General features: G+C 73.5%; 14 protein-coding genes. 11 read left to right on the forward strand and 3 right to left on the reverse strand.

Annotation, left to right across the window (positions count from 1 at the left end; translation table 11 throughout):
• Window positions 1-19: 19 nt before the first annotated feature.
• Window positions 20-811 carry a PspA/IM30 family protein gene (locus tag BM076_RS13355; RefSeq protein ID WP_093713721.1) on the reverse strand — a complete coding sequence of 264 codons (792 nt, stop codon included), beginning with the start codon at window positions 809-811 and terminating at the stop codon, window positions 20-22.
• Window positions 812-1,016: 205 nt separating this feature from the next.
• Between BM076_RS13355 and BM076_RS13360 the strand changes: the two genes are divergently transcribed.
• Window positions 1,017-1,601: a DUF3043 domain-containing protein gene (locus tag BM076_RS13360; protein WP_093713722.1), complete on the forward strand. Its 585-nt coding sequence runs from the start codon at window positions 1,017-1,019 to the stop codon at window positions 1,599-1,601.
• A gap of 284 nt (window positions 1,602-1,885) precedes the next feature.
• Window positions 1,886-2,620 (forward strand): class I SAM-dependent methyltransferase, encoded by a 735-nt coding sequence (locus BM076_RS13365; protein ID WP_093713965.1) that lies wholly within the window; start codon window positions 1,886-1,888, stop codon window positions 2,618-2,620.
• Between the two features lie 30 nt (window positions 2,621-2,650).
• On the opposite strand, the gene BM076_RS13370 is transcribed toward BM076_RS13365, so the two are convergent.
• Window positions 2,651-3,364 carry an SDR family NAD(P)-dependent oxidoreductase gene (locus BM076_RS13370; protein ID WP_093713723.1) on the reverse strand — a complete coding sequence of 238 codons (714 nt, stop codon included), beginning with the start codon at window positions 3,362-3,364 and terminating at the stop codon, window positions 2,651-2,653.
• Window positions 3,365-3,475: 111 nt separating this feature from the next.
• Between BM076_RS13370 and BM076_RS13375 the strand changes: the two genes are divergently transcribed.
• On the forward strand, window positions 3,476-4,102 hold the full coding sequence (locus BM076_RS13375) for a TetR/AcrR family transcriptional regulator (RefSeq protein WP_093713724.1): 627 nt from the start codon (window positions 3,476-3,478) through the stop codon (window positions 4,100-4,102).
• 145 nt (window positions 4,103-4,247) lie between these two features.
• The gene (locus BM076_RS13380; RefSeq protein ID WP_093713725.1) at window positions 4,248-5,351 is read left to right on the forward strand and encodes a S1C family serine protease; all 1,104 of its coding nucleotides are present in this window, start codon (window positions 4,248-4,250) and stop codon (window positions 5,349-5,351) included.
• A 119-nt stretch (window positions 5,352-5,470) separates the two neighbouring features.
• On the opposite strand, the gene BM076_RS13385 is transcribed toward BM076_RS13380, so the two are convergent.
• Complete coding sequence (locus tag BM076_RS13385; RefSeq protein WP_093713726.1) at window positions 5,471-5,680, reverse strand: hypothetical protein; 210 nt, start codon at window positions 5,678-5,680, stop codon at window positions 5,471-5,473.
• Window positions 5,681-5,850: 170 nt separating this feature from the next.
• On the opposite strand from BM076_RS13385, the gene BM076_RS13390 reads away from it, so the two are divergent.
• The 7 genes from BM076_RS13390 (at window position 5,851) to lpdA (ending at window position 15,369) form a co-directional block, all read left to right on the forward strand.
• Window positions 5,851-7,038, forward strand: coding sequence for a bifunctional adenosylcobinamide kinase/adenosylcobinamide-phosphate guanylyltransferase (locus tag BM076_RS13390; protein WP_093713727.1), 1,188 nt, complete (start codon window positions 5,851-5,853; stop codon window positions 7,036-7,038).
• 433 nt (window positions 7,039-7,471) lie between these two features.
• A complete protein-coding gene (gene cobT / locus BM076_RS13395; RefSeq protein WP_093713728.1) occupies window positions 7,472-8,611 on the forward strand; it encodes a nicotinate-nucleotide--dimethylbenzimidazole phosphoribosyltransferase in 1,140 nt (379 codons plus the stop codon).
• A 57-nt stretch (window positions 8,612-8,668) separates the two neighbouring features.
• Complete coding sequence (locus tag BM076_RS13400; RefSeq protein WP_093713729.1) at window positions 8,669-10,402, forward strand: phosphatidylglycerol lysyltransferase domain-containing protein; 1,734 nt, start codon at window positions 8,669-8,671, stop codon at window positions 10,400-10,402.
• A complete protein-coding gene (locus BM076_RS36590) occupies window positions 10,399-11,172 on the forward strand; it encodes a hypothetical protein (RefSeq protein ID WP_245796032.1) in 774 nt (257 codons plus the stop codon). The genes BM076_RS13400 and BM076_RS36590 overlap by 4 nt, the downstream gene beginning before the upstream one ends.
• Window positions 11,173-11,194: 22 nt before the next feature.
• Window positions 11,195-11,971, forward strand: a complete 777-nt coding sequence (locus BM076_RS13415; RefSeq protein ID WP_093713731.1) for an adenosylcobinamide-GDP ribazoletransferase — start codon at window positions 11,195-11,197, stop codon at window positions 11,969-11,971.
• Between the two features lie 254 nt (window positions 11,972-12,225).
• Complete coding sequence (locus BM076_RS13420) at window positions 12,226-13,731, forward strand: leucyl aminopeptidase (protein ID WP_093713732.1); 1,506 nt, start codon at window positions 12,226-12,228, stop codon at window positions 13,729-13,731.
• Window positions 13,732-13,980: 249 nt separating this feature from the next.
• Window positions 13,981-15,369: a dihydrolipoyl dehydrogenase gene (lpdA, locus tag BM076_RS13425; protein ID WP_093713733.1), complete on the forward strand. Its 1,389-nt coding sequence runs from the start codon at window positions 13,981-13,983 to the stop codon at window positions 15,367-15,369.
• The last annotated feature ends 12 nt before the right edge of the window (window positions 15,370-15,381 follow it).

Here is a 15,381-nt window from a genome sequence, read left to right on the forward strand (position 1 = left end):
GCCGCTCGCCCGCTGCCCGCTACTGCTTGTCGAACCGCGGGGCGTCCTGCGGCTGCGACTGGGCCGACTGGTTGCCCTGGCCGCCCTCGATCGCCTGCGGCGCGCTGCCGCCGGCCAGTTCGGCCTTCATCCGCTGGAGTTCCAGCTCGACGTCACTGCCACCGGAGAGCCGGTCGAGCTCGGCCTGGATGTCGTCCTTGGCCAGACCGCTCGGGTCGTCCAGCGCACCCGAGGCCAGCAGTTCGTCCAGCGCCCCCGCGCGGGCCTTGAGCTGCTCGGTCTTGTCCTCGGCACGCTGGATCGCCATGCCGACGTCGCCCATCTCCTCGGAGATGCCGGAGAACGCCTCGCCGATCTGCGTCTGCGCCTGGGCCGCGGTGTACGTGGCCTTGATGGTCTCCTTCTTCGTACGGAAGGCATCCACCTTGGCCTGCAGCCGCTGGGAGGCGAGCGTGAGCTTCTCCTCCTCGCCCTGGAGCGTGGTGTGCTGCGTCTCCAGGTCGGCGACCTGCTGCTGGAGCGCGGCCCGGCGCGAGAGCGCCTCGCGGGCCAGGTCCTCACGGCCCAGCGCAAGCGCCTTGCGGCCCTGGTCCTCGTAGGTGGCGGACTTCTTCTGCAGCTCGGTGAGCTGCAGTTCCAGCCGCTTGCGGGAGGTGGCGACGTCCGCCACGCCCCGCCGTACCTTCTGCAGCAGTTCGAGCTGCTTCTGGTACGAGTAGTCGAGCGTCTCGCGCGGGTCCTCGGCCCTGTCCAGGGCCTTGTTGGCCTTCGCGCGGAAAATCAGTCCCATCCGCTTCATGACACCGCTCATGGGCCTCGCGCGCCCCCTTCTCCGGCAACTGCTCCAGCATGCCTCAGCACCTCTACAGACCCCAGCCTACGGGCCCTGGTTCCATTACCGCACTGTTCGGGCGCGGATGCGGTCATCCGTAGGGACGATCACGGTTCGGTGACCTCAGGCCCAAGGAGTAGGTGAGGGGCTGGGGGCGGGGCCGCGGACCACGTAACCTGGAGGTGTGTTCCGACGTCGTTCCGAAGATGAGCAGGTCTCGACCACCACCGCGGTGCTCGACGACCAGGTACGTGACCCGCAGGCTCCCAAGGGTCGCCCCACGCCCAAGCGCAGTGAGGCCCAGAGCCAGCGCCGCAAGGCCGCCACGGCGCCCACCGACCGCAAGTCGGCGGCGCGGCAGGCCCGCGACGCCCGGCGGACGGAGATGGCCAAGCAGCGCCAGGCGCTGGCCGGCGGCGACGAGCGCTACCTCCCCGTAAGGGACAAGGGTCCGGTGCGGAAGTTCGCCCGGGACTACGTGGACTCGCGCTTCCGGGTGGCGGAGTTCTTCCTGCCGATCGCGGTGCTGATCCTGATCATGAGCATCATCGGCTCGCTGCAGAGCCTGTCGCTGCTGCTGTGGCTGGTCGTGATCGTGGCCATCGTCGTGGACTCGGTGATCACCGCGGTACGGCTGCGCGGCCAGCTGCGCGCCCGCTTCCCCGACAAGAGTCACAAGGGCGCCGTCGCCTACGGGCTGATGCGCACCCTCCAGATGCGGCGGATGCGGCTGCCCAAGCCGCAGGTACAGCGCGGCGTCAAGCTCTGAACGGCGAAGGCTGGGCCGGATTCGGCCCGCCCGACTTTCCCGGGCCCGACCTCACGGCACCGGGCTCCCCGGGGCCGGACGTGCCCGGCGCCCGGGTCCCGGACGTCCCGGTGCCGGGCATCAGCGCGCCCAGGGGCGCCGGATACGGCAGCGGCCTCGGCACCCCGGCCGGCGGTGTGCCGCTGGGTGAACTGCCGCCCGCGCCCGGCTCGGGCGGTTTCACCGGCGGCGCGGCGAACTGGCTCGCCGGGCTCGGCGGACTGCGGAACACGGTCCGCCAGGAGCTGGTGGCGCGGCAGCTCGACGAACAGCTCGCGGCGCACTTCCCGCCGAGCGGCGGCGCGCACGGCCGCCGCCGGTCGCTGCGGGTGCTGGACATCGGCCCGGGACAGGGCACCCAGTCGCTGCGGCTGGCCCGCGCGGGCCATGTCGTCACCGGCCTGGAGTCCGACCCGGTGATGCTGTCCACGCTGCGCGCCGCCGTCGCCGAGGAACCGCCGGAGGTGCGCGAGCGGATGGCGCTGCTGAGCGGCGACGGCCGGCAGACCGGCCGGCACTTCGGGCCCGCCTGCTTCGACGTCGTGCTGTGCCACGGCGTCCTGATGTACGTGCCCGACCCGGAGCCGCTGCTCGCCGCGCTGGCCCGGGTGCTGGCGCCCGGCGGGATGCTGTCGCTGCTGGTGCGCAACGGCGACGCGCTGGCCATGCGGCCGGGGCTGCTCGGCGACTGGCCGGGGGCGCTGGGCGCCTTCGGCGCCGATGCGTACACCAACCGGCTCGGGCTCGCCACGCGCGCCGACCGGCGCGAGCCGCTGACCGCGATCCTGGCCGGGATCGGGGTGCCGCTCCAGGGCTGGTACGGGGTGCGCGTCTTCACCGACGCCGTGCCCGACAGTGCCCCCGTACCGTCCGACCCCCGCGAGATGGCCGGGCTGCTGGACGCCGAGGAGGCCGCGGGGCGCACCGATCCGTACCGGGCGGTGGCCGCGCTGCTGCATCTGTGCGGGACGCGTACGTAGCCGCCCGCCCGGCTCTTTCCGGCGTCGGCGTCAGGCCCTGGCGTGCACTCCGAGACCGCCGGAGACGACCAGTTCGTCGCCGGTGATGTAGCCGGCCGCGTCCGAGGCGAGGAAGGCGACGGCCTCCGCGATGTCGGCGGGGGCGCCGACCCGGCCGAGCGGTACGTCGGCGGCCCAGGTGTCGAGCATGTCCCGGGTGATGCCGAGCCTGGCGTAGGCGGGGGTGTCGATCATGCCCGGGCTGACGGCGTTGACCCGGATGCGGCGCGGGGCCAACTCAAGCGCGAGGGACCGCACCAGGGGTAGCAGCGCGCCCTTCGCCGCGGTCGTGGCCGCGCCGATCCCCTCGCCCGCGCCGACGGTCACGACGACCGAGGCGCCGTCCTTGAGCAGCGGAAGCGCCTTTTGCAGGGTGAAGAAGGTGCCCTTGACGTTGGTGTCGAACAGCTCGTCGTAGGCGGCCTCGTCGGTCGACTCCAGCGGGCCGGGGCGGGAGACGCCCGCGTTGAGGAAGAGCACGTCCAGCGCGCCGAGGTCGGCCTTCACCCGCTCCATCAGCCGGTCGAGGCCGGGCAGCGAGCGGGCGTCGGCGCGGACGACGGCGATGTCCGCGGGCAGCCCCTCGGGCGTCGTGCCGCCCGTGCCGGTGACCATGACGCGGTGGCCGCGGGAGTGGAGCAGCTCAGCGGTCGCCCGGCCGATGCCGCTGGTGCCGCCGGTGATCAACGCTGCGGGTGCGGACATGACGTTCTCCTTCGTCGGGGTGGCCCTTCCCTGGCAGCGTACGCCCGTTTGGCAGTCACTGCCAAACTGCTAGCGCATGCCATCGTGGCAGCACCCGGATAGGCTGGGCCCATGACGGGCGACACCAGGGCGACGACGGGCGGACCGGCCACCTTGTGGGACCGGACGCGGCAGCTGGCCTCGCGGGAGATCCTCGACACCGCGCTGCGGCTGTTCACCGAGCAGGGCTACGACGCGACGACGGTCGCCCAGATCGCCCGCGAGGCCGGCGTCTCCCAGCGCACCCTGTTCCGCTACTTCGGCGGCAAGGAGGAGCTGCTCGGCGGCGGCCAGGAACGTTTCGGCGCCGTCCTGACCGAGACGATCGGCGCGCTGCCCGCCGACACCGACGTCTGGACGGCGCTGCGCGCGGGCGTCGCGGCCGTCCTCGACCTGCACGACAGCCGCGACCAGGCGCTGCGCCGCTTCCGGCTGCTGCACACCACCGCTTCGCTGCGCGCGGGCTGGCTGGAGAAGCGGCTGCGCTTCCAGGAGGAGCTGCTGCCGCTGGTCGAGCCGCGGCTGGCCGCCGCCGGCGGCGCTACGGACGGCGGGGCCCGCACCGACGCCCGGGCCCGCGCGGTCGTCGCGACGGCATTCGCCTGCCTGGACGCCGCCTCGATGGCGTGGGTCGACCGGGACGGCGAGGGCGAGTTGCTCGACCTGTACGACGAGTGCCTGGCCGCCGTGCGCGGTTGAGGCGGTCCCGGGCGGGTTGAGGCGGTCCCCTACGGTCGGGGCCGTCCCCGTAGGCATGCGGCCGGGATCGTAGCCGTACGGGAGGGGCACCCGGTTGGCCGCGCGGAACGGGTGGCGGGGGCGGCCGAAAGGAACAATTCGGGGCATGAGTCGATCGCGTACCCTCCGGTCCCGTGTCCTGCTGCCCGGCGCCGCCGCGCTCGCGGTGGCCTTGCTCGCCACGGGCTGCAGCTCGGACTCCTCCGGCAAGGACAGTGCCTCCCACCAGGCGGACCGGAGCCCGGTGGCCGCGCACCCGGCGGCCGAGTCGTCGCCCGCGGCGGGCGCGAACGATCTCCAGACCGCCTACCAGGACACCGTGAAGGCGGTGCTGCCGTCGGTCGTGCAGATCACCACCGACTCCGACCTCGGCTCGGGCGTCGTCTACGACGACAAGGGCGACATCGTCACCAACGCCCATGTCGTCGGCGACGCCAAGTCCTTCCAGGTCTCGCTGGCCACCGGCGGCCGGCCGCTCGACGCGACCCTGGTCGCCGCCTACCCGGCGGGGGACCTCGCCGTCATCAAGCTGTCGTCACCGCCGAACGGCCTGCGCCCCGCCACCTTCGCCGACTCGGCGAAGGTGGCGGTCGGCCAGATCGTGCTGGCGATGGGCAATCCGCTGGGCCTGTCGAGCAGCGTCACCCAGGGCATCGTCTCGGCGACCGGACGGACCGTCAGCGAGGGCGCCACCGGCGGCGGGACGGGCGCGACCATCCCCGACATGGTGCAGACGTCGGCGGCGATCAACCCCGGCAACAGCGGCGGCGCGCTGGTCGACCTCGGCAACGAGGTCGTCGGCATCCCGACGCTCGCCGCCACCGACCCGCAGCTCGGCAGCGGCGCCGCCCCCGGTATCGGCTTCGCGATCCCGGCCTCGACGGTCAAGCGGATCGCCGACCAGATCATCAAGGACGGCAAGGTCACCGACTCCGGCCGGGCCGCGCTCGGCATCACCGTCCGCGGCGTGGTGGACAACGGTCTCCAGCCGGCGGGCGCCGCGATCGTCAAGGTCACCTCGGGCGGCGCGGCCGACAAGGCGGGACTGCGGGCGGGCGATGTGATCACCCGGCTCGGCGGCACGGACATCACCACCGCGCAGAGCCTCACCGAGGCGCTGGCCTCGTACAAGCCCGGCGACAAGGTGAAGGTCGCATACCGGCGGGACGGCGACAGCGGGTCCGCCGAGGTCACGCTCGGCTCGCTCTGAGCCGGTACCCCGGCTCCCTCTGAGCCGGTACCCCGGCTCCCTCTGAGCCGGTACGCGGACGGCGGCGCCGTACCCCGAGTGGGGTACGGCGCCGCCGTCGTCGCGTCCGGGACGCGGGGTCAGTCCTCGTCGCCGCGCAGGCTCATCGGGCCGTAGATCTTGGTGTCACCGTCGTACAGGTGCACCTGGTCGGTACCGCCCTCCAGCAGGTCCTTCCAGACCTCGCCCACCCAGGACTCCGCGTCCCCCTGCGTGGTGAACTCGTCGGGCTGCACCGCGGGCTGCACCTCGGTGCCGTCGGCCTTCTCGAACCGCCACGTCCACGCCATATGTGTCTCTCCTCGGTCCCGTCGGTCCACCGTGCCGCCCGCGCGCCTGCCGTACCCGCCGCCGTCAGCGGCGGTCACAGGGTGCGTGCCGCCTGCACCGCAGCGTATCGGGAGTCACCGCATGGCGGACCCCGCGCGCCCGTCGCGGCCGGACGCGAGACGATCGTCACGTGGAACTGACTCTGCTCGGCACCGGCGCGCCCGAGGGGCTGCCGGCGCCCGACTGTCCCTGCGCGGCCTGTGCGCTCGCCGTCGGCGCGGGCGCGCGCGGTGCGACCGCCGCGCTCGTGGACGGGGTGGCGCTGCTCGACCTCACGCCCGGGGTGGCGCTGGCCGCGGCGCGCGCCGGGCACACCCTCGGCGGGCTGCGGCTCGTCCTGCTCTCGCACCCGCACGACGGGCCCGCCGTGGAGATCCCGGCCGGGCTGCCCGCGCCGGCCCGGGTGCCCGACGGCCAGCGGCTGACGCTGATCACCGGGCACGAGGTGGAGGCCGTCGCCATGGACGCGCCGGGCACCGGTTACGCCGTCGAGTCGCCCGACGGGCTGCGCGTGCTCTATCTGCCGCCGGGCGGCGCGCCCGCCGGACTCACCGCCGGTCGGCCGCCGTACGACCTCGTCCTGCTGGACGCCGTCGGCCGGCCGGACGCGCTCGCCCGGCTGCGGGACGCCGGGGCGGTCGGGCCGACGACCGATGTCGTCGCCGTCCACCTCGGCCACGACGCGCCGCCGGAACCCGAGTTGGGCCGGCGGCTGGCCGCTCTCGGGGCGCGGGCCGTCCCGGACGGTACGACGCTGGCCGTCGGCGACTACCAGCAGGTGCCGGACGTGCCGCGCCGCACGCTCGTGCTCGGCGGCGCCCGGTCCGGCAAGTCCGCCGAGGCCGAGCGGCGGCTCGTCGGCTTCCCCGGCGTCGTCTACGTCGCGACCGGCGGGGCGCGGGAGGGTGACGCCGAGTGGGCGCGGCGGGTGGCCGCGCACCGCGAACGGCGGCCGTCGTCCTGGCGCACCGAGGAGACCTGTGATCTTGTGCCGTTGCTCGGGGAGGATTCAGGGCCGCCGCTGCTCATCGACTGCCTCGGGCTGTGGTTGACCGATGCTCTTGACCGGGCTGGGGCGTGGGAGTCCGGGGCGTCCCTCGACCCTGTCCGTGCCCGGACCTCGGCTCTTGTCGATGCCTGGCGCCGCACCCGGCGCACCGTTGTCGCCGTCTCCAACGAGGTCGGGTCCGGCGTGGTCCCCTCCACCGGCTCCGGGCGCCTCTTCCGTGACGAGCTGGGGCGCCTCAACGCTTCTTTGGCTGCCGCCAGTGAGTCCGTCCTTCTCCTCGTCGCCGGCCTCCCCCTCCCCCTGCGCTGACCGCGCCGGCCTCCTGCGGAGTGCGGCGCCCCTCCGGGGGTGCCTGAGGTCTCCTGCGGAGGGAGGGTGCCCCTTCAGGGGCGCGGGGAACTGCGCGCTCAGCCGTAGCGCGCCTTCAGGCAAAAAACCGCCCCCAGCGGGGCAGACGCTGTTGTTTTGCGACCACCGGGCCGGTGGGGGTTGGGCGCGCAGTTCCCCGCGCCCCTATCGGGCACCCACTTCCGCCAGCGCAGCACGCGTCCCCGCGCCCCTAAAAAGACCTCGCTCGCCGCCAGGCGAATACGCACCGCACTCCGCAGGAGATCAGACACCCTCCTCCGCAGAGCGCGGGTAGGGGCCGCGGCCCCGGAGGGGGGGCGTACTCCGCGAGGTGCGGGGACAGGGGTGTGACCCTGGGGGCCGCGCCGGCGAGGCGACCGGTACTGTTCGGCGGGTGAGCGGCATCGACGTGGACGACTTCGGCTCCTTGGTGGAGCGCCCGGACGCAGGCATCCGGCGGGACTCGCAGGAAAGGTGGCGGGAGCTGCTGCTCCCGGCGGGCGGCCTGGGCAAGGCCGCCGAACTGGCGGACTGGCTGGCCGCCGTACAGGGCCAGGTCCCCACCCGCCCGATCACCGCGCCCCGCGCCATCCTCTTCGCGGCCGACCACGGCGTCGCCGCCCTGGACGTATCGGCCAGGACGGCGGGTACGACGAGCGACCTGGTCAGGGCGGTGCTCGACGGCACCGCGCCGGCGAGCGTCCTGGCCCGCCAGTACGGCGCCCATGTCGAGGTCGTCGACATGGCGGTGGACTGCGACCCGGCCGACCTGCCGGAGTACGTCACCGCGCACCGGGTGCGCCGCGGCTCGGGCCGGATCGACATTGAGGACGCCCTCACCCGCGAGGAGGCCGAGCAGGCGTTCCGCGTCGGCATGGCCGTCGCCGACGACCAGGCGGACTCGGGTACCGATCTGGTGCTGCTGGGCGACCTGAGCGTCGGCGGTACGACGCCCGCCGCCGTACTGATCGCCGCGCTGTGCGGCACGGACGCCTCCGTGGTCACCGGCCGCGGCTCCGGCATCGACGACCTCGCCTGGATGCGCAAGTGCGCCGCGATCCGTGACGCGCTGCGCCGGGCCCGCCCGGTGCTCGGCGACCAGATCGCGCTGCTCGCCGCGGTCGGCGGCGCCGACTTCGCCGCGATGACCGGCTTCCTGCTCCAGGCCGCGGTACGCAAGCTGCCGGTGGTGCTCGACGGAGTCGTCAGCGCCGCGTGCGCGCTCGTCGCCCAGCGGATCGCCTTCCGGGCGCCCGACTGGTGGCTGGCCGGCCACGCGAGCGGCGAGCCGGGCCAGGCGAAGGCACTGGACCGGATCTCGCTGGAACCGCTGCTCGACCAGGGCGTGCACTTCGGCGGCGCGACCGGCTCGCTGCTCGCCCTCCCCCTCGTCCAGGCCGCCGCCGCCCTCTCGGCCGAACTCCCGCACCCGGGCGGGAAAGCCGAGGAATCCGGGAAACCCGAGGAAGCCGGAGAGCCGGAAGCCGATCCGGAGCCCGAAGCGGAAGCCGAGGCCGGGACCGACGCCACCTAGACCGGCGGTGCCCCGCCTGACCCAAAAATCGGGCATTACGTCATAAAATCCCCTCTCATGGGAAATCGGCACCCCGCTCCACGCTCGCGGCGCGCAGCCGCCTTCACCACCTGGTACCTGCGCGCCGTCGCCTGCGTGAATCTGCTGGGCGCCGTCTGGGTCTCCCTCGGCCAGGACATCCGCCGCCACAATGTCGAGGACTACTTCACCCCGTACCTGCTGGGCGCGGGCTTCACCTCGGGCGCCTTCACCCTCTTCCTCGCGGTGACGATGCGCCGCCGCAAGCGCGCCGCGTGGCTCCTCAACCTGGTGCTGTGCGGCGTGTTCCTGGCCGCGCTCTCGGTCAGCATGGTGTGGCCGGACATCCACCGGCACGCCCAGAACTGGGTCTCGCTGGCGCTGACCGCCGGCTTCATGGCCGCCCTGCTCGCCGGGCGCGGCGAATTCCGCGCCAAGGGCGACCCGGCCAATCCGCGCGACGCCGCGCTGGTGGCCGCGGCCGGCCTGCCGCTGGCGGCGCTGCTCGGCACCGCCCTGGTCACCGTCACCGACCGCGACCAGGGCGCGGGTTTCACCGACCGCCTCGGCTACGCCGTCCTGCGCCTGGTCTCGCTCGTGCCGGACGACAGCGGTTCGCTGACCATCTCCACGCCCGGCTGGGTGGACGTGGTCATCAACGCGCTGAGCGCCCTGCTCTTCCTGCTCGTGCTCTTCGTCGCCTTCCGCTCGCCGCGCGGCCGGGCCCTGCTGTGCCCGGCGGACGAGGAGCGGCTGCGCCTCCTGCTGGAGCAGCACGGCGAACGCGACTCGCTCGGCTACTTCGCGCTGCGCCGCGACAAGAGCGTCATCTGGTCGCCCAGTGGCAAGGCGGCCATCGCGTACCGGGTGCTCGGCGGGGTCTCGCTGGCCTCCGGCGACCCGATCGGCGACCCCGAGGCGTGGCCGGGCGCCATCGACGCCTGGCTCGCGGAGGCCGCCGCGCACGCCTGGGTGCCGGCCGTGATGGGCGCGGGCGAAGAGGCCGGTACGGTCTACGCCCGGCACGGCCTGGACGCCCTGGAGCTGGGCGACGAGGCGATCGTACGGACCGCCGGTTTCTCCCTCGACGGCCGCGCGATGCGGACGGTCCGGCAGGCGTACAACCGGGTGGCGCGCTCCGGCTGCACCGTACGGATCCGCCGGCACTCCGACATCCCGGCCGCCGAGATGGCGCAGCTGCTCCGGCGCGCCGACCGCTGGCGGGACGGCGCCACCGAGCGCGGCTTCTCGATGGCGCTCGGGCGGCTCGGCGACGCGGGCGACGGGCAGTGCGTGATGGTCGAGTGCCACGACGGCGACGGGGTGCCGCGGGCGCTGCTGAGCCTGGTGCCGTGGGGGCCGCACGGCCTCTCGCTGGACCTGATGCGGCGTGACCGGGACGCGGACAACGGGCTGATCGAATTCATGGTGATCGAACTCGTCCGGCGCGCCGACGAGGTGGGTGTCGCGCGGATCTCGCTGAACTTCGCCATGTTCCGGTCGGTCTTCGAGCGCGGCTCACGGCTCGGCGCCGGGCCCGTGCTGCGGGTGTGGCGGTCGCTGCTGACCTTCTTCTCGCGCTGGTGGCAGATCGAGTCGCTGTACCGGGCCAACGCCAAATTCCGCCCGGCCTGGGAACCGCGCTATCTGCTCTTCGGCAAGGCCGGCGAACTGCCCAGGATCGGCATCGCGGGCGCCCGCGCGGAAGGCTTCCTCGAAGCGCCCAGGATGCCGTCGCCGCTGCGCCGCAAGGATCGGCTCGCCCCCAGGTGAGGGGCCCCGCCGGGGCACCGGGCACGAACAGGCGCGGCGCGGCCGACCGGCTGCGGGATCTCGCGCGCGCCGAATGGGGACCGCTGGCGTACGCCGTACGGGCCCGGCTGCGCGAGCGCGGCCCGCGCGCGCTCGTCCTCACCGCCTCCTCCTGTCTGGGCATCCTCGCCCTCCAGCTCGTCCAGCACGCGCAGGGGCCGGGCGACTGGGTGGACCGGCTCGGCGGCGTCTACTGCACCCTGCCCTGGTGGAAGGCGCTGCTGCGCACCCCGCTCTCGCTGTTCGTGCCCGATCCGACGCTGCCGGTCTGGGGACTGCTGCTCCAGGTCGTGGTGGTGTTCGGGATCTCCGAGGCCGCGATCGGCGCTCCCCGCTGCCTGGGCATCGCCCTCTACGCGACGCTGGCCGGCACGACCTTCGCCCGCTACTCCCTGTGGGTCGGTCCCGACGGCTTCCTCGGTCTGCCCGTCGCCGATCTCATCGGCCGCGACACCGGCCCGTCCGCCGCCGTGGTCGCCCTCGCGGTGTACGTCGCCTGCCGCTACCGCGCCTGGTGGACCGCGGGGGCCGTGATCCTCGCCATGGTCATCGAGGTCGCCGCGCTCACCAATCTGGCCGGCTGCGAGCACCTCACCGCGATCGTGGCGGTCCTGCTGCTCTTCGGCGCCGAGACCTGGCGGGCCGGGCGCCGCCGCCCCCGCCGCCCGTCGGCGCCCGCCGGCCGAACCGACCGTGCCGCGAGCGGTACGGGGCGGCCCCCGCGCGGCTGACCTGGCGCGATAGCCTCACGCGGTGACCGAGCCCGCGCCCTCCGCCCCCACGACGGGCGACGCCCTGCGCTTCGCCTTCGGCACGCTCAGCGTGCTGCCGGTGACGGTACGGCGGTGGGACCGGGCGGCGGCCCGCGGCGGGATGCTCGCCGCGCCGCTGGTCGGCGCCGTGATCGGGTTCGGCGCCGCGGTCGTGGGCGGCGTCCTGGTCGCGCTCGGCGCGAGCCCGCTGCTGGCCGCGGTCGGCGCCGTGGCCGTGCCCGCCGCCGCGACCCGCGGGCTGCACCTCGACGGGCTCGCCGACACCGCGGACGGGCTCGGCAGCGGCAAGCCCGCGCAGGACGCGCTGCGGATCATGAAGCAGTCGGACATCGGGCCGTTCGGGGTGCTCGTCCTCGTCCTCGTCCTGCTCGGCCAGGTCGCCGCGCTCGCCTCCTGCTACGGGGACGGGTGGCGCTACGGGTGCGCCGCCGCCGTGCTGTCCGCCGTCACCGGGCGGGCCGCCCTCACCCTCGCCGCCCGGCGCGGTGTGCCCGCCGCCCGGCCCGGAGGTCTCGGCGCCGCCGTCGCCGGTGTCGTCCCCCCGGTCCTCGCCTTTGCCCTCGCCGGGGCGTGCGTCCTCCTCTGCGCCGCCCTCGCCTCTCTCCGCGGCGGGGTCGCTGCCGCTGTGGCCCTGGCCTGCTCCGAACTTCTCCTGCGGCGGTGCCGGCGCCGCTTCGGTGGGGTCACCGGGGACGTTTTCGGTGCCCTCGCAGAAGTCGCGACAACCGTCACCCTCGTCATCCTGGCCCTGCGCTGACCCTCCCTCCCGCGGAGAGCGGCGCCCCTCCGGGAAGGGGGTGCCTGATGTCTTGAGGGGCACCGTTTTCCGCAGGAGGCATCGGGCACCCCCGGCAGGGGATCAGGCACCGCACTCCGCAGGAGGGAGCAGGCGTAGATTTGGGCCGGAGGCCGTACCGCCCCGCTGATGTGGCGGAATACGATGCCCCGGGCCAGGCCGGGCCAACCACCGGCCGCTGCACAGGACCTCGACCGAATAGGACTCCTTCCACCGTGACTGCTCTGACACTCAGTACCTCCTCCGCCGCAGCGTTGCGTGCGGACGCCGTCGTCGTGGGCGTGACCAAGGGTCCAAAGGGGCCCCAGGTCGCACCGGGGGCGGAAGCGGTGGACAAGGCGTTCGACGGCAAGCTCGCCGCCGTACTGGAGACGCTGGGCGCCTCGGGCGCGGACGGTGAGGTCACCAAGCTGCCCGCCCCCGCCGGCCTGAAGGCCCCGCTGGTGATCGCGGTCGGCCTCGGCGACGCCCCGGAGGACGGCGCCGGCTTCGACGCGGAGGCGCTGCGCCGCGCGGCCGGCGCCGCCGCCCGCGCCCTGAGCGGGGCGAAGAAGGCGGCCTTCGCGCTGCCCGCCGCCGAAGCGGCGGACCTGGAGGCGGTCGCGACCGGCGCGCTGCTGGGCGCGTACGCGTTCACCGCCTATCAGGCCGACAGCGGCAAGAGCACGCTCGGCGAGGTCGCCGTGACCGGTGCGAAGCCGCGTGACAAGGCGCACAAGGCCGCCGCGGCCCGCGCCGCCGCGGTGGGCGCGGAGGTCAACCGGGCCCGCGACCTGATCAACACCCCGCCCAACGACCTCAACCCGAAGGCGTTCGCCACCGCGGTGCAGGCCGCGGGCAAGGAGCACGGCCTGAAGGTCGAGGTGCTCGACGAGAAGGCCCTCACCAAGGGCGGCTACGGCGGCATCCTCGGCGTCGGCCAGGGCTCGGCGACCCCGCCGCGGCTGGTGCGGGTGGCGTACACCCACGCCAAGGCGACCCGCACCCTCGCCTTCGTCGGCAAGGGCATCACGTACGACTCGGGCGGCATCTCGCTGAAGCCCCCGGGGCACAACGAGACGATGAAGTGCGACATGAGCGGCGCCGCCGCCGTGTTCGCCGCGGTCGTGGCGACCGCGAAGCTCGGCCTCGAGGTCAATGTGACCGGCTGGCTCGCGCTGGCCGAGAACATGCCGGGCGGCAACGCCATCCGCCCGGGCGACGTGCTGAAGATGTACAGCGGCAAGACGGTGGAGGTGCTCAACACCGACGCCGAGGGCCGCCTGGTGCTGGGCGACGCGCTGGCGCGCGCCTCCGAGGAGGCGCCGGACGCGATCGTGGACGTGGCGACGCTGACCGGCGCGATGGTGCTGGCGCTGGGCGAGGGCCGGTTCGGCATCATGTCGAACGACGACGGTTTCCGTACCCGGATCCACACCGCCGCGCTCGCCGCGGGCGAGGACTCCTGGCCGATGCCGCTGCCCAAGGAGCTGCGCAAGACCTTCGACTCGCCGACCGCGGACATCGCGAACATGGGCGTACGGCCCGGTGGCGGCCTGATCGCCGGCCTGTTCCTGAAGGAGTTCGTCGGCGAGGGCATCACCTGGGCGCACCTGGACATCGCCGGTCCGGCCTTCCACGAGGGCGCGCCGTTCGGCTACACCCCCAAGGGCGGCACCGGCACCGCGGTGCGCACCCTGGTGAGCCTGGCCCACCAGGCGGCGGACGGGAATCTTCTCTGACCGGCGCGCGCCACCCTGCTCCGATCGGGTGAGATCGGTCACGTACGGCCCCGGATGTCATGTCCGGGGCCGTACGCGGTCCGTATCTGCTGCGTCTCACCTCACAGCCCGATGACCCGTCCGCCGCCAACAAGTGCGAAGATGTGGATCGGCACGACAGGGCCCCCTTTGAGACAAAGCGGCCGAACTACAGCCGCCGCCCGGTCATGGTGGACCGGCTCCGGCGAACCCATGCATGGAGGACGTGACGTGGCGAACGACGCCAGCACCGTTTTCGACCTAGTGATCCTCGGTGGCGGCAGTGGCGGTTACGCGGCTGCCCTGCGTGCCGCGCAACTGGGACTGGACGTCGCCCTGATCGAGAAGAACAAGCTCGGGGGCACCTGTCTGCACAACGGCTGCATTCCCACCAAGGCGCTGCTGCACGCCGGTGAGATCGCGGACCAGGCTCGCGAGAGCGAGCAGTTCGGAGTGCGCACCACTTTCGAGGGCATCGACATCGCGGCCGTCCACAAGTACAAGGACGACGTGATCGCGGGCCTCTACAAGGGCCTGCAGGGCCTGGTGGCATCGCGCAAGGTGACGTACATCGAGGGCGAGGGGAAGCTGTCCTCCCCCACCTCGGTCGATGTGAACGGCCAGCGGATCCAGGGCCGGCACGTCCTGCTCGCGACCGGTTCCGTACCGAAGTCGCTGCCGGGCCTGACCATCGACGGCAACCGGATCATCTCCTCCGACCACGCCCTGGTCCTGGACCGGGTACCGCAGTCGGCGATCATCCTGGGCGGCGGCGTGATCGGCGTCGAGTTCGCCTCGGCGTGGAAGTCCTTCGGCACCGACGTGACGATCGTCGAGGGTCTGCCGCACCTGGTGCCGGTCGAGGAGGAGAACAGCTCCAAGCTGCTGGAGCGGGCCTTCCGCAAGCGCGGCATCAAGTTCAACCTGGGCACCTTCTTCCAGAGCGCCGAGTACACCGACAACGGCGTGAAGGTCACCCTGGCCGACGGCAAGACCTTCGAGGCCGAGGTGCTGCTGGTCGCCATCGGCCGCGGCCCGGTCTCGCAGGGCCTGGGGTACGAGGAGCAGGGCGTCGCGATGGACCGCGGCTACGTCCTGGTCGACGAGTACATGCGCACCAACGTGCCGACGATCTCGGCGGTCGGCGACCTGGTCCCGACGCTCCAGCTCGCGCACGTCGGCTTCGCCGAGGGCATCCTGGTCGCGGAGCGGCTGGCCGGTCTGAAGACCGTGCCGATCGACTACGACGGTGTCCCGCGCGTCACGTACTGCCACCCGGAGGTCGCCTCCGTCGGCATCACCGAGGCGAAGGCCAAGGAGCTGTACGGCGCGGACAAGGTCGTCACCCTGAAGTACAACCTGGCCGGGAACGGCAAGAGCAAGATCCTCAAGACCTCCGGCGAGGTCAAGCTCGTCCAGGTGCGCGACGGGGCCGTCGTCGGCGTCCACATGGTCGGCGACCGGATGGGTGAGCAGGTCGGCGAGGCCCAGCTCATCTACAACTGGGAGGCGCTGCCCGCCGAGGTCGCGCAGCTCATCCACGCGCACCCGACCCAGAGCGAGGCGCTCGGCGAGGCCCACCTGGCCCTCGCGGGCAAGCCGCTGCACTCGCACGACTGACCCTCCTCCACG

The sequence above is a fragment of the Actinacidiphila alni genome, from assembly GCF_900112845.1.
Lineage (GTDB): Bacteria > Actinomycetota > Actinomycetes > Streptomycetales > Streptomycetaceae > Actinacidiphila > Actinacidiphila alni.

Coding starts and splice junctions, on each gene's coding strand:
- BM076_RS13380 (WP_093713725.1), top strand. CDS start 4,248: ATGAGTCGATCGCGTACCCTCCGGTCCCGTGTCCTGCTGCCCGGCGCC.
- BM076_RS13400 (WP_093713729.1), top strand. CDS start 8,669: ATGGGAAATCGGCACCCCGCTCCACGCTCGCGGCGCGCAGCCGCCTTC.
- BM076_RS13375 (WP_093713724.1), top strand. CDS start 3,476: ATGACGGGCGACACCAGGGCGACGACGGGCGGACCGGCCACCTTGTGG.
- BM076_RS13385 (WP_093713726.1), bottom strand. CDS start 5,680: ATGGCGTGGACGTGGCGGTTCGAGAAGGCCGACGGCACCGAGGTGCAG.
- BM076_RS13370 (WP_093713723.1), bottom strand. CDS start 3,364: ATGTCCGCACCCGCAGCGTTGATCACCGGCGGCACCAGCGGCATCGGC.
- BM076_RS13355 (WP_093713721.1), bottom strand. CDS start 811: ATGAGCGGTGTCATGAAGCGGATGGGACTGATTTTCCGCGCGAAGGCC.